General features: G+C 69.3%; 11 protein-coding genes. 3 read left to right on the forward strand and 8 right to left on the reverse strand.

Annotated elements, in window-relative coordinates; all coding sequences use genetic code 11:
• The 7 genes from BM031_RS21685 to BM031_RS21715 form a co-directional block, all read right to left on the reverse strand.
• Positions 1-190: DUF4372 domain-containing protein (locus BM031_RS21685; protein ID WP_177207819.1), on the reverse strand; the 190-nt coding region annotated here is incomplete at its 3' end.
• A gap of 167 nt (positions 191-357) precedes the next feature.
• On the reverse strand, positions 358-1971 hold the full coding sequence (locus BM031_RS21690) for a serine hydrolase (protein WP_091876638.1): 1614 nt from the start codon (positions 1969-1971) through the stop codon (positions 358-360).
• A gap of 21 nt (positions 1972-1992) precedes the next feature.
• Positions 1993-3846 (reverse strand): M1 family metallopeptidase, encoded by a 1854-nt coding sequence (locus tag BM031_RS21695; protein ID WP_091876639.1) that lies wholly within the window; start codon positions 3844-3846, stop codon positions 1993-1995.
• Between the two features lie 171 nt (positions 3847-4017).
• On the reverse strand, positions 4018-5646 hold the full coding sequence (locus BM031_RS21700) for a CehA/McbA family metallohydrolase (RefSeq protein WP_091876640.1): 1629 nt from the start codon (positions 5644-5646) through the stop codon (positions 4018-4020).
• A 117-nt stretch (positions 5647-5763) separates the two neighbouring features.
• A complete protein-coding gene (locus BM031_RS21705) occupies positions 5764-6630 on the reverse strand; it encodes an outer envelope protein (RefSeq protein ID WP_091876641.1) in 867 nt (288 codons plus the stop codon).
• Positions 6627-14651 carry a GH36-type glycosyl hydrolase domain-containing protein gene (locus tag BM031_RS21710; protein WP_229409125.1) on the reverse strand — a complete coding sequence of 2675 codons (8025 nt, stop codon included), beginning with the start codon at positions 14649-14651 and terminating at the stop codon, positions 6627-6629. Before BM031_RS21710 ends, BM031_RS21705 begins: the two co-directional genes overlap by 4 nt.
• 170 nt (positions 14652-14821) lie before the next feature.
• Positions 14822-16792 carry an aminotransferase class V-fold PLP-dependent enzyme gene (locus tag BM031_RS21715; RefSeq protein ID WP_091876643.1) on the reverse strand — a complete coding sequence of 657 codons (1971 nt, stop codon included), beginning with the start codon at positions 16790-16792 and terminating at the stop codon, positions 14822-14824.
• Positions 16793-16942: 150 nt separating this feature from the next.
• Between BM031_RS21715 and BM031_RS21720 the strand changes: the two genes are divergently transcribed.
• The 3 genes from BM031_RS21720 to BM031_RS21730 all read left to right on the forward strand — a co-directional run bounded on the left by BM031_RS21720 (position 16943) and on the right by BM031_RS21730 (position 20472).
• Entirely contained in the window at positions 16943-17428 is a 486-nt protein-coding gene (locus tag BM031_RS21720; protein ID WP_091876644.1) for an Lrp/AsnC family transcriptional regulator, read from the forward strand.
• Positions 17429-17510: 82 nt separating this feature from the next.
• A complete protein-coding gene (locus tag BM031_RS21725; protein ID WP_091876645.1) occupies positions 17511-18656 on the forward strand; it encodes a branched-chain amino acid ABC transporter substrate-binding protein in 1146 nt (381 codons plus the stop codon).
• 16 nt (positions 18657-18672) lie between these two features.
• On the forward strand, positions 18673-20472 hold the full coding sequence (locus BM031_RS21730; RefSeq protein ID WP_091876646.1) for a DUF885 domain-containing protein: 1800 nt from the start codon (positions 18673-18675) through the stop codon (positions 20470-20472).
• A 347-nt stretch (positions 20473-20819) separates the two neighbouring features.
• On the opposite strand, the gene BM031_RS21735 is transcribed toward BM031_RS21730, so the two are convergent.
• On the reverse strand, positions 20820-22508 hold the full coding sequence (locus tag BM031_RS21735) for a M14 family zinc carboxypeptidase (protein ID WP_091876647.1): 1689 nt from the start codon (positions 22506-22508) through the stop codon (positions 20820-20822).
• Between the last annotated feature and the right edge of the window lie 24 nt (positions 22509-22532).

Consider the following 22532-nt stretch of genomic DNA (forward strand, 5'->3'; position numbering starts at 1 on the left):
CGCCGAGATGGTAGTGATGCGATGCGTGCGCATTGAAGCCAGTTTCGAGGGCGCGCAAACTCGGCGCTCCGCTGGCCTGCGCATACACCATCGCCGTCATGTGATTCCAAGGCTTGAAGTGCTTGGTATATTTGGCGGCATTGTGGCGGGCGACTGCCTGATCGAAGGCAGCGCGGGGCAGCCCCTTCATTAATTCTTGAAATGTCGTTATGCTGTACATGGTTGCAGGTTTGGTTTTTAAGTCGGCAAACCGAGGTTAACCCTCGTAAACCAATGCCTGCAACCCCTCCTTGCTAAGTCAAGCAAATTATTCCGGACAGCAGTGCGCGCAGGCGGGAACCCAAGTTCAACTCACCCTCAATCCGCCTTCTTCTCCTTCTTCACCGGCACAAACAGCAAATCCTGGAAGTCATAACTGAAGTCCGTCTCCGTTGAAATCGGCTTCATCCGCATCCGTTCGATGCTGCCGTCATGGTCGAGCGAGAACGTCACGTAGGCATCCGCATTGAAGTTGCGCTCCTTCCAGCGCACGATGAAGGTATCGTGCTGGAAGTGCTCCATCTCGCCGGTCAGGTCGGGCGTCTTGGCGAACGACAGCACCAGCTTCTTGCCATCGCGGCGGATCGCCGCCTTGCCGTACCAGGCGTCTTCATACTCGCCCTCGTACGAAGCCAGCGGCAACGACGGCTTCGAGGCCACCGCGCGCGTGGCGGTTTCCTTCTTCAGGCGCGCCGCTTCCTTCTCGGTCATCTCGCGCTCGACATCGGCCACGCGGCCGATCCAGTCGGTTGGCGCCAGGCCCAGGTACTGGTCCAGCAGGCGGTACTGCAGGGAGGACAGCGAGGAGCCACTTTCGGCATTGGTCAGGATCGCGATGCCCAGCTTCGATTCCGGCACCAGCAGCACGCGCGAATAGAAGCCCTGCAGCGCGCCGCCGTGCATCGCCACCATCTTGCCCTGGTAGTCGCGCAGCTGGAAGCCCAGGCCGTAGGCGTAGAAGTTTGGCTTGGTGGCGGCCAGTGGGGGACGCGGCTGGCTGATCTTCATCGGGGTTTGCGGGGTCCACAGCTCGCGTGCCTGCTTCTCGCTGAACAGGCGCACGTCCTTGCCGTCCGCGCCTTTCGCCACGCGGCCGCTGTCGAGCAGCACGTTCATCCAGCGCGCCAGGTCTTCGGCGCTGGTATTGATGCCCACCGCGCCGACCGCGTTATCGACCGGCATCGGCTTGACCGCGGCGATCTTGCCGTTGATCTTGCTGTGCGGGGCCGAGACGTTGGTGAACTTCGCGTTTTCCGCCAGGCTGGTGGTGGTGCCGGCCATGCCGACGGGCTTCAGGATCCACTCGTGCATCGTCTCGCCCCAGGTCTTGCCCGACTTGGACGCGATGATCTTGCCGGCCACGATGTAGAGCAGGTTGTCGTAGGCGTAGCTGTTGCGGAAACTCGTGGCCGGCTTGATGTAGCGGAGGTTGTGGATGATCTCGTCGGTGGTGAATTGGGTGGTCGGCCACCACATCAGGTCACCGGCGCCCAGCCCCAGGCCGCTGCGGTGGGTCAGCAGGTCGCGCACGGTCATCTCGGCGGTGACGTAGGCGTCGTACATGCGGAAGTCCGGCAGGTGCTTGATCACCGGGTCGTCCCATTCCAGCTTGCCCTGGTCGACCAGCATGCCCAGCGCGGCGGCGGTAAAGGCCTTGGAGTTCGAGGCGATCTCGAAAATGGTCTGGCCGTCGACCCTGGCCGGCTCGCCCAGCTTGCGCACGCCGAAGCCCTGGGCGACGACGACCTTGCCGTCCTTGACGATGGCGATCGCGATGCCCGGGACCTGGAACGCCTTCATCACGCGGGTGACGTCGGCGTCGAGATTGTATGCAGGCGCCTGGGCGGCGGCGGTGGTGGACGCCGCGTCCTGCGCGAGCGCGGCGCCGGCGGTGGAAAAAGCGATCAGGATCGCGGCTGCAATGCGGTTCATGGAAAGCACGGGGTTCGATCCTTATTTATTCATCTGTTTGTCGACGCTGCCCTGGGTCTCAGGGTGGTAGCGCTCGCGCGCGGCCTTGTAGATGCGCTCGGCAAAGGCGCGGTCGTCGGCCTTGGCGCGCAGCGCGCCGTAGAGCGGCACCACGAACTTCTGGCGGCCCACGCTCATCAAGAAGGTCTCCAGGTTCGGGCGCACGCCACGGTAGCCGGCATGCACCGCCGCGCGGTAGAAGCGGAAGGCCACTTCGTTGTTGCCGGTTTTCGCCAGGCCGAAGGCCTTGTCGAGTTCTTCCAGCTTTGCGGCACTGGCCTTGTTGTCGATATCGTTCAGGAACTTCATCCACTCTTCCGCTTTCCAGCCCTTGGTATCGAGCTGCGCGGTCTTGATGTCGCCCTTGAGCCAGCGCTCGGTGGTGTCGTTCAGCTTCGTCAGGCGTGCCGAGACGGCGCGCTGGGCGCTGGCCGGGATGCCCGGGCCGTACAGCCATTCATCGAGCTCCGCGTCGCTCATGATCTTCGGGTTCTTCGCCAGCAGGTTGGCGCGCAGGTAGGCGACGAACTGCTCGGTGGTCACGCTCTGGAAGGCACGCTGGTCGAACCAGCCGCGCAGGAAGGGGTCGAACGCGGCGCGGCCGGCGCGCTGCTCGAGGGTGCGCAGGAACCAGGCGCCCTTCGGGTAGGCCAGGCCTTCATCGGTGTAGTGCTCGCTGGAGGTGTCCGGATCGCGCGTGAGCAGCGCCTGCTTGGCCTTGGGCAGGTCCTTGAGCGAGGCCAGCGCTTCTTCCTGCTCCAGCTGCAGGTTCATGGTGGCCACTTCTTCGCCATACATCTTCTCGAGGATGCGGGTGGTCACGTAGGTAGTAAAGCCTTCGTTGAGCCACCAGTGCTTCCACGAGGCGTTGGTCACCAGGTTGCCCGACCAGCTGTGCGCCAGCTCGTGGGCGATCAGGTCGACCAGGCTGCGGTCGCCCGCGATCATGGTGGGCGTCAGGAAGGTCAGGCGCGGGTTTTCCATGCCGCCGATCGGGAAGGACGGCGGCAGCACCAGCATGTCGTAGCGTCCCCAGCGATAGGGGCCGTACAGCGATTCGGCGGCGGCCACCATCTTCTCGGTGTCGGCCAGTTCGTACTCGGCCGCCTTGATGCGCTGCGGCTCGGCGTAGACGCCGGTGCGCCCGCCCAGGGTGCGCGCTTCCAGCTCGCCGATGCCGATCGCCAGCAGGTAGGACGGAATCGGCTGCGGCATGGTGAACTTCCAGCCGCCCTTGCCGGTAGCCTTGGGGTCGTTATCGGCGCTCATCACCACGCGCAGGCCTTGCGGCGCTTCGATGCGGGCGGTGTAGGTGAAGCGCACCGCCGGCGTGTCCTGGATCGGCACGAAGGACCGCGCATTGATCGGCTGCGACTGGCTGAACATGAACGGGTGCTTGCCCGACATGGTCTGCTTCGGCGTGAGCCACTGCAGGGCGGGGGCGGTCGGCGCGGTATGGTAGTGGATGCGCACCTTGCCCGGCTGGCCGGGCAGCGCCACGTGCAGCGCCTGGCCCTTTTCCTTGTCCAGCTTGTCGAGCGTGTACTTCACCGGCTTCCACGCGCCCGCCGCATCCTGGGCCTCGATCTTCGAGATGGTGAGTTCGCGGGTGTCGAGGTCCAGCGTGGTGGCCGACTTGTCGAGCCAGTTCAGCGTCAGGTCGGCATGGCCTGACAGGGTCTTGCGCGTGAAGTCGGCCTTCAGGTCCAGGTGCAGGGCGGTGGTCCTGACCTGGTCATACCTGGCATAGCTGAGGGGATCGAGTGCGAACGCGTAGGCGCTCCACTGGGTGACAAAGGCGCAGGCCGCGGCGCGCAGCAGGGTGCTTTTCTTCATGGTCTCTCGCAGGATGGTAGCTCGCAAACATCGCAGCCCCGTATAGGGGCTGGGGGCGCGAGAAGAATAGCATCTTCACCTGCGGGGGGAAAGCACGCGAAATTGTATTGACGGCCGGCGTCGCAGCTGCACCGGCAGCGTTTGAACGCGCGGCCGGCGAAGCCGGCCACCCTACTCCTGCGTGACCCACACCGGCGCCGACCACAGCACGTTGCCGTCGTCCTGCGTCACCCTGGCGTAGTAGAAGTGCTGGCCGCGCGAAGGCGTGATGGTCGCCGTCGCATTCGGCAACAACTCGGTCACCGCTCCGTTGCGCAGCGGGACGCCTTCCATGATCGCCATCGCCGCGACCTTCTTCCCGGAGGTCGAGGCGAAGTTCACCTTGAGCGTGAGCGGGCCGCGGTTGGTGAAGCGCTCGCCCATCAGTTTTCCATTCGCGGTAAAGACCAGCTGCGAGGTCTTGTCCATGGTGGCGAACACGCGCCGCGCCTTGAGCGCGTCGATGAAGCTGTCGCGCGTAAGCGGCGTCCCGGCGGGCAGCAGCACGCCGGTGCGGTTGGTGTAGGAGGCGCCCCAGTTGGCACAGTGGTTGTCCTGGTTGGTACTGAAGGCCACGTGGTAGCCGGCTTCCAGCAGGCGGTTGCAGGTCTGCTCGAAGTTGCTGCGCCGGGTTTCCGTTTCGGTATCGTTGGTGGAGAAGGCGGTGCTGTTCATCACCTCGCACAGCGCCATCGCCGCGTCGCCGTCGGGCGTGTAGCCAAGCGCCATGCCATCGACCTTGAACTGGCCGTCGCGCGCGGGATGGTTGAACTGCCCCACCCAGCCGCGCTGGCGCATCAGGGTGTAGAGCGCGGCGTAGTCGTTGCGCGGCGTGGCGGTGTCGGCCATCAGCTCGCCCCTGGCATTGGTCTCCCAGCCCAGCAGCTCGTCGCTGTTGAAGATATTGATGTGGCCGCCGTTGTTGATGACGCCCCACTCCATCCCGTACAGCGCCAGGAAGCCGGGCTTGGTGGCGGTGAACGCCGCCGCGCTGGCCAGTCCGGACTGGTACAGCGCCTTTGCCGCCGCCGCGTCGGCGCTTGGGGCGGTGCCGTCCGAGCCGTCGTACATGTGGTTGTGTTCCGAGACGGCGAGCACGTCGAGCCCGCGCCCGCGCGCATAGGCGAACGCCGCTTCGGGGCCGAACCTGGCCTTGAGCGGGTCTTGCGCGCCCTTGCACTCGCCGAGCGCGGCGCCGCCATCGCTGTGGTTGCTCTGGCTGTGCAGGTTGGCGAGATAGACCGTGTAGGGAAGCGATGCAAGCGCCGGCGCCATGGCGGCGCCGCTGTCGCCCCGGCGCACGCCCTGCAGCGGGGCGAAGCGCGGCATTGTTGGCGCCGGCCGGGCGCCCACCAGGATCTGCCAGTCCTGCTCGACCGGCGCTTCATGGTCGCCGCGCAGGCCGGCGCGCAGGCGCACCTGGTACAGGCCGGCCGGGGCCCGGGCCGCCTTGATGCGGCCGTCCCAACTAACCTGCACCGGTACCGGTTCGCCGGAAAACGCATGGCTGCCGCGCCAGCGCTGGACCACGCGCCCTTGCGGATTCACCAGTTCCAGCTGCCAGTCCACGGTACCGGGCTGCTCCAGGCCGGGATAGTGGAAGCTCAGGCTGAAGGTCCGGCGCGCATCGGCCTTGGCCTGGAAAGGCGCATGCAGGGTCGCTTCGAATTCCTTGTGCTCGGCTGGCGCCGCGACCACGTTGCTGCAGCACAGGGCCAGCAGCAGCGCACGGAGGGAGGGGGGCAGAATTGTGGTTTTCATAATGCAATTTTTGCAATTGCACTGAAATTCATCTTGCGCCGATCCGACTCGGCTGTTGTAAATTTATCTACAACAGTTGAGCCAATTCAAGTGGGCCGCGGAGTCCCCTGAATGGCCCTAGAAATGGACGTCCGCCCGCAGCATCGGCGTGCTGGCGCGCTGCCCCGCCCCGCCGGTGCTCGCGCGCGAATTCCCGAACTTGTTGTTCCAGAACTGGTAGCCGACACCGACCCGTATCTTCTTTTTCGCGTAGCCGAGGCGCGGGCCAATATCGAACATGAGCGCCATGTCGAGGTTGGTCTCGGCGCTGGTCGGGGCGCCGGTTTCGTCGAGGCCCTTGGCGGCGATGACGTTCAGGTAGCCTTCGAAGGACCATCCTTCGGCCACCGGGATGCCCCAGCTGGCGCCGAACATCGGGTGCGTGTCGTAGGCATGGCGTCCCCGCACGTTCGAGATCGGCGCGAAGGCGCCGCTTGGCGCGTTACTCTCGCGCAGCCACAGGATGCTGGTGCTCAGGAAGCCCGGCACGTCCCACATCAGGGTCGGCCCCAGCACCAGCATGCGCTTGCGCGAGTTGTAGCCGACGTCGTCCTTGTGGTTGATGTCGAAGCCGGCCGTGAGGCCCACACCCTTCACCTTGCCGTAGCGGATCTCGGACCCGCGCAGCGCGCCGAGGTCGAGCGTGTGCCGGTACAGCAGGTAGGCTTCGCGCGCGCCGCTGCTGCTGCCGAGCGAGCGAGCGTCGCTGCGGTCGGACTTGAGCAGGTCGAGGTTGAGGTAGTTGCTGCCGTACCGGTAGCCGCTGGCGTGCGTGAAGGCCAGCACGTGCTTCTTGATGTGGCTCGGGTTGAAAGGTTCGGCGAAGCGGGTGCCGTAGCGGTAGCCCAGCGCGTTGTCGCTCCAGTCCATGGCGCTCGCCGGCGCGGCGCAGCACAGCGCGGCGGCGCACGCCGCGATGCCGCGTCCTCCAACAGTCTTGTTCATGCCCCTGGTTCCTTGCCGTGCTGCCCGGTGAGTGCATCTCCCGGCTTGCGTTCCACGTACACGTCCACCTTGTGTTCGCGCCCATCGTCGACCAGCTCGATGGTGTTGGCCTGCTGCGTCTGCCCGTCGAGCACCAGCAGCTCGCCCACCGTCGCACGGCGCACCGTGACATGGTAGTCGGTGCGCCCGGCGCGGTAGCGCAGGCGCAGGCTTTCCCAGCCCTCGGGCAGCAGCGGCGCCAGCGCCAGGCGGTCGACCGCGCGGCCGATGCCGAGCAGGCCATCGGTCAGCAGCATGCAGGACCAGCCGGCGGCCTCCCCCGCGCCACCAGCATCCATGATGACGCAAGGGGCACCGTCGGAGCGCACGGCAGCCGCGGCCAGTTCCCAGGCGCGCGTACCGGCGCCTTCGCCGGCCAGGGCCAGCGCACTCCACGCCAGCGTGCGCGCGTCCCCGGAAGCCGCGGCATCGACGCTGCCGAGCGCCGTCACGACGCGCCCAGGCTCGGCGCCTGCCAGCGCGGCCCAGGCCTGGGTGGCGGCGTCGCCGTAGGTGGCGCCATCCCAGCCGTGTTCCGCAGCCTGCGCCTTGAGCGCCAGCGCGGCGCCGCGGCAGGTGGTGGCGAAGCCGAAATCGGCGCGGCGGTCGGCCACTTCGGCAAAGCGCTGCAGCACCGTGGCGAGCCGGAAGGCCAGCCCCACGCTTTCGGGTCGCAGGTCCATGTCCGGGTCGTCTTCGTGCATGCGCGCGTCCACCAGCGGCAAGCCGCGGGCGCCGAAGCGCAGGCAGCCGCGCAGGCCGTGCACGCAGTACTGGTACAGGTCGTCGCGCGCCAGGCGCGTGCCGCTGGTCGGGTCGCCGCCGGCCACTTCGCGCAGCACGCCATAGTCGCCGGTCACGCTGACGTAGCGGTGCAGCGCATAGGGCAGCCACAGGAAATCCTCGACCAGCGCGGCGGTGCTGCCGATGTCGTCGCGCGCCGCCCGCAGGAGCGCCGCGCGCAAGGTGGCGGGGCCGCCGTGCACCGCGGCCATCGCGCCTTGCAGCTGCGCAGCCGGGGCGCCGCCCATGGCGCAGGACAGCGCAGCATAGGGCAGCCAGCCGTTGGCAGCGAGGTCGAAGGCCGGGTCGGGTGTGGCCACCTGTACGCTGCCGAGCAATTCGTCCCAGTAGGCGTGCACCTGGCGCAGCGCCAGCGCCGCCCCCTTGGCGCCGCCGTGCTGCTGCACGATGCGGCTGGCGGCCAGGCTGTCCGGCCCGGCCGCGCCGAGCAGGAACACCAGTTCCACCTGTTCGCCCGGCTGCAGTGCGAGCTTCGTTTGCAGGGCGGCGCAAGGGTCGAGCATGGCGCCGAGCGCGCCGCCCAGGCTGCTGCGTTCCAGCGCGGCCGGCTTCGCCAGGCTGCGGTGGCGCCCGACGAATTCGCGCCGGTCGGACGTGTGGGCCACCTGCGCGGCATCGAGGTGGAAGAAGCCGACCTTGTCGCCGAAGCCGGTGCCGAAGGCGTTGCGCGCAACGAGCGCGCCGCTGGCGACGTCGATGCCGGTCACCACCTGCAGCCCGGGCGCGGCGCCGGCTTCGTCGAGCCACCATTGCACAAAGCCGGTCACGGCCAGGCGGCGCGCCGCGCTGGAGAGGTTGCGCAGCTTGAGTACCGCATATTTGAGCGGGGCAGCGGGCGCCACGAAGCTGCGCAGTTCGGAGCCGATGCCATGCGCCGTATGCTCGAACAGCGTGTAGCCGAAGCCGTGGCGGGTCACGTAAGGCTCGCCCGAGGGCATCGGCCACGGCGTCGGCGACCAGGCCGCGCCGCTGTCCTCGTCGCGCAGGTAGAAGGCTTCGCCCTGCCCTGCCGTTACATGCAGTTCGCGCCGGCCGCACCAGGTGGAACCGGGTCCGGTTGCCGGCAGCACGGCGCCGAAGCCGCCGTTGGCCAGGGCGTTCTCGCACGGGGTCGGGAGCGCCTCGGGATTGTGGATCACGGCTTCGCGGCCGTTCGCCGAGTAGCCGCCGAAGCCGGTCTCGAACTGCAGCGCTTCGTCCGGCGCGGCCGGCGCATCGGCGGTCCACGGCGCCGGCTCGGCGTCCGGTACGAACGGCGGCGGCAGCGCAGGCATGGGCGGCGCCGCGCGCCGCAACTGGTCGGCCAGCGCGCCGCGCTCTTCCAGCAGCAGCACCTGCGCCGCCGACAGCAGCAGGATGCGGTCTTCGTGCGGCACGTCTTCCAGCAGGTGAACGCGGCTGGCGCCCAGACTGGTGACCTGCGCGCGGATCTCGCGGCTCTCGCACAGCACCAGCAGGTCGGCCTCGAGGCCGCGCGCACGCCAATAGGTGTGCGCACCCAGTGCTTCGCGCACCAGGACGCTGTCGGGGCCGGGCTGCAGCACCACCAGCGGGCGGCTGCCGTCTACCCCATAGGCGAGCAGGGCGCCGCGGCCGCGCACGTTGCGCTCGATGATCCCGGCCTCCGCCCGCATGCCCGGCACCGGATCGAGCAGGCAGCCGGCCAGGCGGTTGTAGAGCTGGGCCTGCGCTTCGCTCACGCCAAGCGCCCGCAGGAAGGCCTGGCCATGGGTCCATGCCGCCTCCACGGCCTGCGCCACGACCCCGGCGTCGGCATGGCGCGCCGCCACTTCGCGCGCCGCGGCCGGTGTGGCGGCCGCGCCCAGCACCAGGTCGACGGTGATTTCCTGGAACGGGGCCAGGCTGATGCTACGGCGGATCGCCAGCATCGGGACCTGCGGCCCAGGCTCCAGCGGCGGCAGCACGGCGGTGGGATCGGTGCAGCTGCTGCTGAAGGCGGGCGCGCCGGCCTCGCCGCGCACCGCCATCTGGTGCAGCACCGTCGGCGCGCCCGACCCGAACGAGCACAGGATGGCCTGCGACGCCTCGTCGATGCGCACCGGCGGGCTGTGCGCGTCCCACGCGCCGCTCGGCGGCGGCGCCAGGACGGCATGGCTGGTCAGTTCGAGCGTGCGCGGCGTGTCGCGGGTGTTGCGGATGCGGATGCGGCGCAGCTCGACGTCGTCCTCCGGCGCCACCACCACGTCGGCCAGGATGACCAGGCCGCGGTCTTCGCGGCGGAAGCTGGCGCGCCCTTCGGCGAACACCGCCTCGTAGCGTTCCGGCTCGCCGTAAAGCGGCGCGAGCGTGGCCGACCACCATTCGTTGCTTGCCGTATCGCGCAGCACGCAGGCAAGGCCTCCGCGCGCGCCGAGCGGGTCCGGCTGCCAGCGGGTCAGCGTCAGGCCGCCCCACTGGCTGTAGCCGGCGCCGTCGCTCATCACCACGACGTGGTAGCTGCCGTTGGACAGCAGCTGCAGTTCGGGCGCTGCGGCGCCGGCACGGTCGATCACCCTGCCCTGCGCGGCGCCCGATGGCGCGCCGGCGCTGTCGTAGGCGGCCGGCTGCGAAGCCCCGCAGGCCGGCATCGCTTCGTGCAGCAGCGGCAGCGCGGCGCGCAGCTCCGGATCGGCGGCGAAGCGGCGCTGCATCGGCGCGTCGTGCAGCAGCTGCAGCAGCGCGAGCAGGCCCATGCCCTGGTGGCGGGCGGCGAGCGCGCGCACCACATGGCGCCGCTCGCCATGCGGGAGCCGGCCCGGCGTGTAGTCGACCGCGTCGAAGAAGCCATAGTCGCCCGCCAGGCCTTCCTGGGCCATGCGCTCCAGGTTGGCCAGCGCCGCGCCAGGCGCCAGGGGCAGCGCCAGCATCGCGGCGTAGGGAGCGGCGACCAGGCCGTCGCCGGTTCCGCGTTCGAGCGCGGCGGCGGGAATGCCGAAGCGGCCGAACTGGAAGCGCAGGCCGGCGTCGACCGCATTGCAGGCCGATTCCGAAAAGCCCCAGGGCATGCCGTGGCTGCGGCCGTGCGCCTCCTGGGCGCGCACCGCGGCGCGCCCGGCGTGGTCGAGCAGGGACTCGCGCCATGTGGGCATCAGGAGCTGCGGCGCCAGGTAGTCGGACAGCGCGCCCGTGCGCGACAGCAGCAGCTGCTCGCCGCCGGCGATGCGCATGGGCCGCCCCAGCGCCCACCAGTGGCGCTGGCCGAGCTGGCCCTGCGCGACCGCCACGAAAGCGGCCATCCGGGCTTCGGAGGCCAGCAGGTCGCAGCTGTCGGCATCGAGCCGCGGTTCGCGCACGTGGCAGCCGGCGGCCAGCAGGCCGGTAGCGCCGTCCTGCAGCGCGCCGAAGTCCATGCCGGCGAAGGTGCGCGCCTGCGCCGACAGCCGCCCGCATTCCGCCAGCAGCTTCTGGGCATGCTGGCGCCCGTCGCGCACCAGGCGCGCCAGGCCGTGCTGCGCGCCCTCGGGTGTATCGAGGGCGGCCAGCTCGCGCAAGGTCGGGATGCGCGTGAGGCTGGCGTCCAACACGTACTCCTGCGCCGCCCGCAACCACGGCGCCAGCGCCAGCAAGTCGTCCTGCACCGCACGGCATTGCAAGCCCAGGCGCGCCACCCAGTCGCGCAGCGCGGGGGCGGCGCCTGGCGGGAGCCCTGCCGCCAGGGCGTCGGCGGCATCCAGGACGTGGCGCAGGCACTCGGACAGGCCGGGCAGCGTATCGGCGGCGCGGCAGCGCGGCGGGTCGAGCGCGCCCCAGACGGCGGCGACCAGGGCGCGGTCGCCGTGCGAGCCCTGCTGCGCCAGCTCGTCCACGACGTGCAGGGCCGCGCGGATACCGTCCAGGGTATGCGGTCCGGCGATCGGCCCGTCTTCCAGTTCGTCCAGGCCGGCGGCCAGCGTGCGCAGGCCGAGCGCCAGCCAGCCGCTATCCACGGTGGAGACATAGGCCGGCTCGCAAGGCGCCAGCGTGGCGTTGTCGTAGGCGGCCAGGAAATGGCCGTTCCAGCGTTCCAGCAGCGCCAGCGAGGCCAGCGAGGCGTCCAGGCGCCGCAGCAGTTCGCCCGGCGGCACGAAGCCGAAATCGCGCGCGGCCAGCGTGGAGAGCAGGAATATCGCCATGCCCTGCGGCGTGGTGCGCGCGTCTTCGACCTGGTGCGGATGGTCTTGCACGCTTTCCGGCGGCAGCCAGTTGTTGGCGGGGCCGGCATGGTCTTCGAAGAAGCTCCAGCTGCGCCGCGCCAGGCGCGCCAGCAAAGCCTGGCGCGCGGCGGACAGGCGCGGCAGGCGCCCGCGCAGCGGCAGGCTGGTCCACCATGCCAGCAGCGGCGACAGGAACCACACCAGCAGGATGGGCGCGGCGGGGAACACCGAATACGGATTGACGAAGGTGAGCAGCACCGCGGTGGCCACCGCCAGCACCGGCGCGAACCACATGGTGAGCCAGTTGTTCTCGATGACGCGGGCCGGGCGCGCCAGCGCGGCCGGGCGCCATTCGAGCTGGCGCCGGCGCGACACATGGCGGCGCCATACCGCGCGCACCAGCGCATCGACCTGGCACCAGGCGGCGTGCGGCAGGAAGCTGGTCGCCAGCGCCGCCCGCACCAGCGGCACGCGCGCGCCGCGCGCCCAGCTGTCGAGGTGCTGGCGCCAGGGCGCGTCGTGCGGCCGGTCGATCAAGGCCACCAGGCCGCCCACCAGCGCCGGCAGGAAGAACACCGACAGGACCGCGGCGCTCCAGAAGGCGGGCGCGGACAGCGTGCTCCAACACAGCACCAGCAGCAGCAGCATCGCCGGGGCGACCAGGCTGTCGCGCAGGATGTCGAACAGCTGCCAGCGCGCGCTGGCCGTCATCGGGTTCGATGCGACGGCGCCTTTGGCGCCGATGCGGCCGCGTACCCAGCCTGCCACTTGCCAGGCCGCGCGCACGATGCGGTGGCGGCGCACGGCATGCTCGCCATAGCCGCAGGCCAGCGCTTCCTCGAGCCGCACGCCGCAATCGATGCCCGCATGCAGGCAGCCCTCGTCGACGGCGCCGGGAACCGGCAGTGCGTCGTCAGGCAGGCGCCCGCGCAGCACGCGCTCGTAGGCATCGACGTCGTAGATCGCGGCCCAGCGGAACATGCCGTCCATGGCGCTTTCGCGGCGCGCCGGGCCGGCGGCCCAGGTGCCGCGGCCATCGGCCCACAGCCGCTGGTAGCGGCAGGCGTGCGGGCCGGGAATGGCGCTGCCGGTGATCGGGCGCAGCATGCCATGACCTTCGGCGATGTGGTTGCCGCTGGCGTCGAAGGCAGGCTGGTTGAGCGGATGCGCCATCGCGCCGGCCAGGAGGCGCGCCGCGTCGCGCGGCAGGTCGGTGGCGGCGTCGAGCGCGATGACGTAGCGGATTTCGGCCAGCCCGGCGCTGTTGCCCGCCACGGTAGCGAAACGCTCGCGGCCGGCGCCGGCCAGGTAGGCATTGAGGTCGGCAAGCTGCCCGCGGCGCCGTGCGCGCCCGATCCATTCGTGTTCGCCGCTGCTCCACACGCGCGGGCGCTGCAGCAGCAGGAAGGGCTCGACGCGGGTGCGCGCCGTGGCGCCCTGGCCATCCTCGCCCAGCGTGTCGAGGGTGTACGTGCGCGCATGCTTGCGGTTCAGGGCATCGATGGCGGAGGCCGCGTGGCCGGCCAGCGCGGCGTCGCCCGGCATCGCCTCGGCCGGCGCGTCGTGCAGGTCGGCCAGCAGGCAGAAACGCAGGCGCGGATCGCGGTTGGCAAGGTAGCGCACCTCGAGGTCGCGGCACAGCGCGTCGACCTGCGCCGCGCTGGCCAGGCGCGCCGACACCGCCACCAGCGCCTGCGCATCCGTCGGCACGCCGCCTTCGAAGTCCATGCGCAGCGTGGGGGCCGGCGCGGGCAGCCACACCGCCATCATGTCAAGCAGGGCGTGGGCCAGCCCGCTGGCGCCCAGCAGCGCCAGCAGCCCGGTGGCGGCCTGGATCGGCAGCCCCGCGCCCTGCTGGCGCGCGCATACCACCACCGCGGCGGTGAACAGCAAGCTCAACACCGCCTTCGCGCCGATGTGCAGCGCCAGCGGCGTGTTCCGCCAGCGCCGCTGCAGGCGCGCCTTGATGCCGGGGTCGGGCTGCAGGCGCAGCTCCAGGGCCGCCAGGCCCGGCCCGGCCAGGTAGTAGCCGATGTGGCGGCGGCGCCGGTCGAGGCCACCTTCGGCCGGTGCGCGGTTCACGCCGGCCAGCGCCAGCGCTTCCTGCGCCACCTCGGGCTCGGTGCGCCCGGTGCTGCGCGCCAGCCGCTCCACGGCCAGGCGGTAGTGGTCGCGGGTGGGACCATCCATGCGTGGGTAGCTGCCGTCGGGGTCGGCGCGCAGCAGCGGTTCCACCGGGCTGGCCTGTTCCAGCAGTGCGCGCCAGTCGATCCCGCCCAGCTGGCGCAGGCCGGCCAGGCTGCTGGCGGCATTGATGCCGTCGGCCGCCGTCAGCTCACGTTCGGCCTGCACCTGGCGGGCGATGCTCGAGCCGTCGTCGGCCAGGCGCGCGTCGATCCACGCCAGGGCCTGCGCCACGCTGCTGCCCTGCCCCTGCAGGCGGCGCGCCAGTTCCGCCACGAAGCTGCTGCCCATGGGCTGCACCGCACGCGCCATGTCGGCGACCTGCAGCACCAGGTCGCCCGAGCGCCGTTCGGCGGTGTCGATCATGCGCCCCGCCCATTCGGCCGCAAGGGCCCGCTCGCGGCAGGCTGCGGCGCCGCGCTCGGCCACCCCGCGCAGCCGTTCGAGCAGGGCGACGCGCAGTGCCGCGGGAAGCATGCGCAGTTCGGCCAGCGCCAGCGCCGCCTCGTGTTCGCGCGCGGCGAGGAAGTGCGCCAGGGCGTCGCGCTCGATGCGTCCGCCGTCCTGCGCGGCCAGTTCCTGCGCCAGCACGTAGACGCGCGCGACGCCGCCGCTTGCCGGCAGCACGCCGCGCTCGTGCAGCAGCTGGCCGCGCGCCAGGCGCAGCTGGGCGTCGAGCAGCGGGGCCTGGTCGAGGATGGCGCCGGCGGCGGGCGGCAGCGCGCCGCCGCCGCGGCGGGCGGCGTCGAGCACGGCGCAGGCGGTCTCCAACGCGGCCGCGTGCCCGGACAACAGCGCCTGCAAGCCCGCGGCGCCATCGGCGGCGGAAAATTCAGCCTTCGGGTGTTTCTCTTGATTCAACAGGGACCTCGACACAGAGGCGTGCGCTGTTGACCGCTGGCGCGCAGGGGCGCCCGGGGCGGTTCAGTGGGGCGGTTCAGCTGGACAAAAGCTGCAGGGTGCGCACGGCCACCGCCATGCTAGAAGAAGCGGGTCTTCACCACTGTGCGGTGACGTACACTGGCGCCGGATCAGCCGGCCAGCGCGAGACCGCCGGCCAGGTGCCAGGCCTGGGCATGGCCCAGGCGGCGCAGGGTGCGCGCGGCGCGCGCGCTGCGGTTGCCGCTGCGGCATACGAACACCAGCGCAGGCGGTGCGCCGCGCAGCCACTGCGCGGCCTGCCCGGCCAGCTGCGACAGCGGCACGTTGTGCGCGGCGCGCCCGCCGACCTGCGCCGCGGCGGCGGCATGCTCGGCCAGCTCGCGCACGTCGACCAGCAGCGCATCGGGGTGGGCGCGCAGGAAAGCCTCGGCCGCGGCGGCGTCGAGGTCGATGCCGTCGTCCGGCAGCGAAGCCGCGCCGGGACGCGAGAGCGCCGGTTCGCCGATCCGGTGGCAGCACAGGGTTGCGCCGAAGCTCGCCTGCGGTGCGAGCGCCCCGAACGCGAAGCGCACGGCATCCGCGGCCAGCACGCCCTGGTCCGGACGCCCGAGCAGGAAGGCGTCGCCCGCTTTCGCCAGCACGTCCTGGCCCAGGGCGATGGCGTCGAGCGCGCTGCCGTCGGCCAGCAGCACCTGCTGCGCCCCGCCCGGCCAGCCGGGGGTCATGTCCAGCAGTTCGCACAAGGCGTCGGCGCCGCCGGCGCCATGGCTGGTGTCGAAACAGGCCAGCAGGCGCGCGCCGCGTGCGCGCAGGTCGGCCGCGATGCGGGGCGCGTGCGCGGCCGGCGGGTCGATCGCGATGCAATGGCGGCCATCGGTGTCGAACAGCAGCCAGCCGCTGGCGCCGTGGGATTCGAGCTGCTGCAGCGCGGCCGCAGGCTGGGCCGCAGCCAGCGCGCGGCCGCAGTGCAGCAGTTGCGCGCAGGCGGCGTCGATGAAGGCGTCGTCCACCAGCGGGCCAAACGACAGGCGCACCGCCGACGCGCTGCGCGCCACCGGCACGCCCATCGCATCGAGCACATAGCTCGGCGCCGCCTTGGCGGCCGAACAGGCCGAGCCCGCGCTGACGCGCACGCCGGCGGCGTCGAACAGGTCGAGCAATTCCTTGCTGCTGATGCCGGGCACCGAGAAATTCAGCGTGGTCGGCAGCGCATGTTCGAGCGGCGCGTTGAAGACCAGGCCGGGAAAGGCGTCCAGCAATGTGGCGGCCAGGCGGTCGCGGTAGGCCAGCAGCTGGGCGTGGTTGCGGAAGGTGCCGCCCTGTTCCAGCGCGCCGAGCACGGCGCCCAGGGCGGCGATGCCGGCCATGTTCTCGGTGCCGGAACGCTGCCCGGCTTCCTGGCCGCCGCCGTACATCAGCGGCGTGTAAGGCGCGCCCTCGCGTACATAGAGCAGGCCTACGCCCTTGGGGGCATACAGCTTGTGGCCGGAGAACGGCGCGTAGTCGATGCGGGTGCGGTCCAGCGCCAGCGGCAGCTTGCCGAGGGCCTGCACGCAGTCGACCATCCACAGCGCGGGGCTGGAGGTTTCGGCCAGTACGCGGGCGATGCCGTCCAGGTCGGACACGACGCCGGTCTCGTTGTTGGCCGCCATGGTGCAGACGAAGGCCGCGCGCGGCGCCAGCTCGCGCAGCACCTCCAGGCGATGGCGGCCGTCGGCGTCGACCGGCAGCATGCGCAGTTCCAGGCCGGCGCCGAGCAGCCGGTTCCAGTGCGCCAGGCTTTCCGGCACCGCCTTGTGTTCGGTGGCGCCGACCACCAGCAGGTCGCCGCAGGGCTCGCCGCGCCGGCGCCGTTCGGCCACCGCGCACAGGGCCGACAACACGGCGGTCTGGATGCCTTCGGTGGCTCCGCTGGTAAACAATACCCGTCCGCTGGCGGCGCCCAGCACCCGGCGCGCCTGGCCGCGGGTGGCGTCGAGCAGCGCCTTCGCGCGCAGGCCACTGGCGTGGCTGCTGCTCGGGTTGCCGAAACAGGCCTGCATGGCCGCCACGGCCGCGTCGATGGCGGCCGGCAGCACGGGCGAAGTGGCGTTGGCGTCGAGGTACAGTTCAGTGCTCATAAGAATAATTACAAAAAGGTAATTAGTTGCTGCGGATCGTGTTATTGTGAGTGAGTATGTTACGGAGTCGTGGCGGTAAAGATATCCTAAATTCTCTGCCTTGCGGCGCAGAATTAGCATATGTATTCTCCATATATCGTTATTTGGAAAATGAACTCACTCGACAAGTTTGATTGCGCCATTCTCGCCGCTTTGCAGGCGGACGCTACCCTCTCCATTTCCGGCCTCAGCGAAAAGGTCGGCCTGTCCAGTACACCCTGCTGGAAGCGCGTCAAGCGCCTCGAGGAAGAGGGCTATATCGAAAGCCGGGTCAGCATCGTCAATCGCGAAAAGGTGGGCCTTCCGGTCACGGTGTTCGTCAGCGTGCGCACCAGCGAGCACGATGAAAAATGGCTGGAACGCTTCGCCTCGGCGGTGCAGGCGCTGCCCGAGGTGCTCGAATTCCATCGCATGAGCGGCGACGTCGACTACCTGCTCAAGGTGGTCACCACCGACATCGCCGGCTACGACCGCTTCTACAAGAAGCTGATCAAGGCAGCGCGCCTGACCGGCGTGTCGTCGGCCTTCTCGATGGAACAGATCAAGTGCACCACGGCGCTGCCGCTGGAACTGATCTCGCACGGGCTCGCGACCTGACGCTGCGGCCACGCGCGGCTTAACCGGCCGCGCAAATCATGCGATGATGGCGTCCGTTCGGACTACAACGGAGACTCAGGTAATGCCATCCAAACTGCACATGGCGCCGCTGGCGCTGGCCGCACTGCTCGTCATCGAAGCGGCAAGCGCCACCACCGCCAACGCCGCGGAAACCCTCGTCAAGATCGGCGTGAGCGGCCCGCTGTCGGGCGCCAACGCCTTCGCCGGCAAGGACAACGAGAACGGCGTGCGCCTCGCCATCGAGGAACTCAACGCGCAAAAGCTCCAGGTGGGCGGCACTACCCTGCGCTTCGAGCTGCAGTCCGAAGACGACCAGGGCGACCCGAAACAGGGCGTGAACGTGGCGCAGAAATTCGCCGACGCCAAGGTGAAGTTCGTGCTCGGGCCCTACAACTCGGGCGTGGCGATTCCCGCTTCGCGCGTCTACAACGACAGCGGCATCCTGATGTCGACCGTCGGCACCAATCCCAAGATCACCCAGTCCGGCTATGCCACGGTGTTCCGCATCGTCGCCAGCGACACCCAGGTGGGCGGCTCGATGGCGGCCTACGCCGCCAAGGAACTCAAGCTGAAAAACGTCGGCGTCATCGACGACCGCACCGCCTTCGGCCAGGGTATCGCGATGGAATTCAAGCGCCAGGCGCAGGCCGCCGGCATGAAGGTCGCCGGCCACGAGTACACCACCGACAAGGCGACCGACTTCGCCGCCATCCTCACCGCCCTCAAGGCCAAGCGCGTCGACGCGGTGTTCTTCGGCGGCTACGCCCCGCAGGGCGCCCCGATGGCGCGCCAGATGAAGCAGCTCGGCCTGAACGTGCCGCTGCTCGGCGGCGACACCCTGTGCAGCCCCGAGATGGCCAAGCTGGGCGGCGCGGCCGTGGGCGAAAACGTGCGCTGCGCCCAGGCCGGCGCGATCGTCGCCAGGCAGCCGGGCGGCCCGGCCTTCATCAACGCCTACAAGGCCCGCTTCAAGCGCGACCCGGACGTGTACGCGCCCTCGTTCTACGACCAGACGAAGTTCATCGCGCAGGCCATGAAGAGCGCGAATTCGATCGATGCGGCCAAGGTGGGCGCGGCGATGCACGCGATCAGCTACCAGGGCGTGGTGGGGACCTACGGCTATGACCCGAAGGGCAACCTGAAGAAGACCGCCGTCACCGTTTACACCTTCAAGGGCGGCGTCCTGAGCCCGCTGGCCAGCTATTGATATTCAAGGACCACGCATGAAAGCACACTTCACCGCGCTGGCCGCGGCCGCGCTGCTGGCCTGCGCGCCGGCGTCGGCCGCGCCGGCCACGCCGCCCAAGCCGGCATCGGCTGCCGCCACCGTAGAAAGCCGCCAGATCAACGCACTGGCCGACGAATACTACGAATCGCTGGCGCGCTTCGAGCCGGTATGGGCCACCGAGAACGGCGACAGCCGTTTCAACGACAAGCTTGGCCTGTCGATCTCGCCAACGATCCGCAACAAGCAGTTCGCGCTGTACCGCAGCTACCTCAAGCGCCTCGCCAGCATCCCGCGCGATCGCCTGGGCAGCCGCGACCAGACCAGCCACGACATCCTCAAGTTCGAGCTCGACACCGCGCTGCGCCTGGCTGCTTTCCCGGAACACCTGATCCCGATCGACCAGATGGTCAGCATGCCGGTGATCCTGGCCAACTACGCCGGCGGCCAGGGCGCCCAGCCCCTGGGCACGGTGCGCGACTACCGCGCCTACCTGGCCCGCCTGGCGCAGCTGGTACCGCACATCGACCAGTCGATCACCAACATGCGCGAAGGGATCCGGCGCGGCGTCGTGCAGCCGCGCGAGCCGATGGTCTCCGCCCTGCCCCAGTTCCGCCAGCTGGTCGCCACCAAAACCGAAGACAGCATCTTTTATACGCCCATCAGGAACATGCCGGCCAGCTTCACGGCGGCGGACAAGCGCAGCCTGAGGGACGCCTACCGCAAGGCGATCGCCAACAAGCTCAATCCGGCGCTCAAGCGCCTGTCGACCTTCCTGGAAAAGGACTACCTGCCCAAGACCCGCAGCAGCGCCGGCTGGAACGCGCTGCCGAACGGCGCCGCCTGGTATGCGGCGCGCGCCGCCGCGATGACCACCACCAGCCTCACGCCGGCGCAGATCCACGAGATCGGCCTGAAGGAAGTGGCGCGCATCCAGGGCGAATACGCCGTCACCGGCCCGAAAATGGGCTACACCGGCCCCGCCGCCGGCCTGCCGCGCTGGGTGTCGGAGCAGCCGAAGTTCAAGCCGTTCACGTCCGAGCAGCAGGTGATCGATGTCTACCGCGAGCTCGACGCCAGGGTACGCACCAAACTGCCGGCGCTGTTCACCCTCATGCCCAAGTCGCCGCTCGACCTGCGCCTGGAACCGGAACTCTCGCGCGCCACTGCTTCCGACCACTACACCCCGCCGGCGGCGGACGGCTCGCGTCCGGGCGTGTTCTGGTCGGTGGTGAACGACCCCAGGCTGTACGGCAGCACCGGCATGGTCACGCTCTACCTGCATGAAGGCCAGCCGGGCCACCACTTCCACATCGCGCTGGTGCAGGAACTGGGCCTGCCGAACTTCCGCAAGTTCGGCGGCAACAACGCGTTTACCGAAGGCTGGGCGCTGTACGCCGAAACCCTGGGCAAGGAGATGGGCCTGTTCGAGAAGCCGGAAGATTACTTCGGCCACCTGAACGACGAAATGCTGCGCGCCGCGCGGCTGGTGGTGGACACCGGCCTGCACGCCAAGGGCTGGAGCCGCAGCAAGGCCATCACCTATTTCCAGGACACGCTGGGCTACTCGGAAGCCGAGGCGCGCGCGCAAATCGAACGCTACATGGTGTGGCCGGGCCAGGCGCTGGGCTACAAGATCGGCTCGCTGAAGATCATGGAACTGCGCAAGCGCGCGCAGGACGCACTGGGCGACAAGTTCAGCCTGCCGGCATTCCACGCGATCGTGCTGGGAGAAGGCACGCTGCCGCTGGCGGTGCTGGAGGCGAAGGTGGACCGGTGGATTGCGCAGTCGAAGTAGACCACCCCCACCTTCGCACCTTCGGGGTCAGGTCTGACATTCGGACACGACCTCGACTGTAAATCAGGCCTTCTACACAAAGCGTGCTTTTCAGCAATTTTCCCCTGGCGCTGGAACCATGAACAACGTTGTTTCAGTCGCTCTATAGCCGAGCTCGTGTCCAAATGTCAGACCTGACCCCGAAGTGACGACAGATGCCCCGTGCACGTCGTCCCGGCGCAGGCCGGGACCCAAGTTCTTGCGCGTGCCACCGAGGTCTCAAGCAGTGGGTGGGCGTGCAAGATTGGGTACCGGCCTTCGCCGGTACGACGGTTCAGAGGATGGGGTGCCAAGGGTGAAGTGGCCGATCAGGCGATCATGTAGACCGGGTAGCGGCGCCATTCCGGCTCGCGGTAGCGCTCGCAGTTGGCAAAGATGAAGTCGAGCACCGCTTCCTGGCTTGCCACCAGGGCCGGGTTGGCTTCCTTCCACGCTTCGAACTTCGCCGCCAGTGCCGGTTCGTCGTTCAGCAGTTCGGCCGCGTGGTCTTCGAACACGTAGTCCGAATACGCTTCCTTCTTTTCCAGCACGCTGTTGAAGAAGCCCCAGCGGAAGAAGCTGTCGTGGGCCAACGGCTCGAGGGTCTCGACGGCGTAACGCGCGTTGTCCTGGTCCAGCGGCACAATGACGTCGCCCGCGCGCAGCTGGACAGCACCGCGGCGCTTTTCCAGCACCACGTCGTCGTGGAACATGTGGCCTTCGTACGCATTGGGACGCGAAGTGACCGAGGCGATGTGGTAATACTCCACCTCTTGCACGCGGTCGGCTTCCACCCGATCGAGCTGCACGCCGTTCCACTCCAGGCGCTCGATCGCTTCGCGCCACTGCTGCGGCACCACGTAGGCGCGCGGCGCCGGCACGGTGATGTCGGCCTTGAAGTTGTTGAACCAGGCGATGTCGCGCTCCCACGGGCTGCTGCGGTCGTACCACAGGCGCGTGTAGGTGCCCAGCACGCTCGGCTTGTATTTCGCCTCATATCCCTTGAAGCGGAACGACGACGGATTGGCTTCGTCCATCGCCCAGTGCACCGGCCACTCGGCGCGCGTGCGGCCGGCCTGCTTCGCGGCGCGGCGCAACTGCTGGATCTGGGCAGCGTTGTTCACCGTGAAATCGAGCGCGGTCTCGACCAGTGCGCGCATCGACTCGTAGCGGTCCTGGAAGGGCTTGAGCATGTGCGTCTCGGGCATGAAGCCGATCGTGTGGTGCAGGGCCGCATAGCCGGTCGAGAAGCGCGCGGTCTCGAGGAAGTCGGCGATGCCGTGGTCCGGGCTGTCCTTGACCGGGTTCACGTAGGGGCAGGTCGGCCAGCCGCGCGCCTCCATGCCGGCGTACATCGCGGGCAGCATGGTGGTGGCGAGGAAGGCGCCCAGCTCTCCGCCCAGCTTGTCGGCCTGGGTATGGATCAGGGTCATGGTGTAGCTGTAGTCGGCGCCGTTGGATGTGTGGGTGTCGACCATCACGTCCGGGTCCCAGGCGGTGAACAGCTTGTTGAATACCTGCGCGGTGAGCGTATCGCACTTGACGAAGTCGCGGTTCAGGTCGAGGTGGCGGCTGTTGCCCCGGAAGCCAAACTGCTCCGGGCCATCCTGGTTCACGCGCGAGGTGTCGGCGCGATTCAGGCTGCCGTCCACGTTGTACAGCGGGACGAACAGGAACACCGTGTCCTTCAGCGCCGCAAGGCGCTCGGGCTGGGTGCAGAAGTCGCGCACCAGCGCCATGCAGCTGTCCACGCCTTCCGGTTCGCCCGGATGGATGCCATTGTTGTTGAAGAAGACCGGGCGCCCGGCGCGCTTGATTTCCGCGCGGTCGAACACACCGTCGCCGCTCACCACGCCCGCGTAGATCGGCACGCCCGCATCCGATACGCCGGCCTGCTGGAAGCGCAGCACGGTGGGATGGCGGCGCGCCAGGTCTTCATACCAGGCGATGCATTCGGCCAGGGTGGTGGTCTGGTTCAGGTTGCCCTTCTCGTAGGGCGTCAGCAGTTGTTCGGACATGGTTGCTTCTCTATGGGGTGGATA

Source organism: Massilia yuzhufengensis (assembly GCF_900112225.1).
Lineage (GTDB): Bacteria > Pseudomonadota > Gammaproteobacteria > Burkholderiales > Burkholderiaceae_D > Telluria > Telluria yuzhufengensis.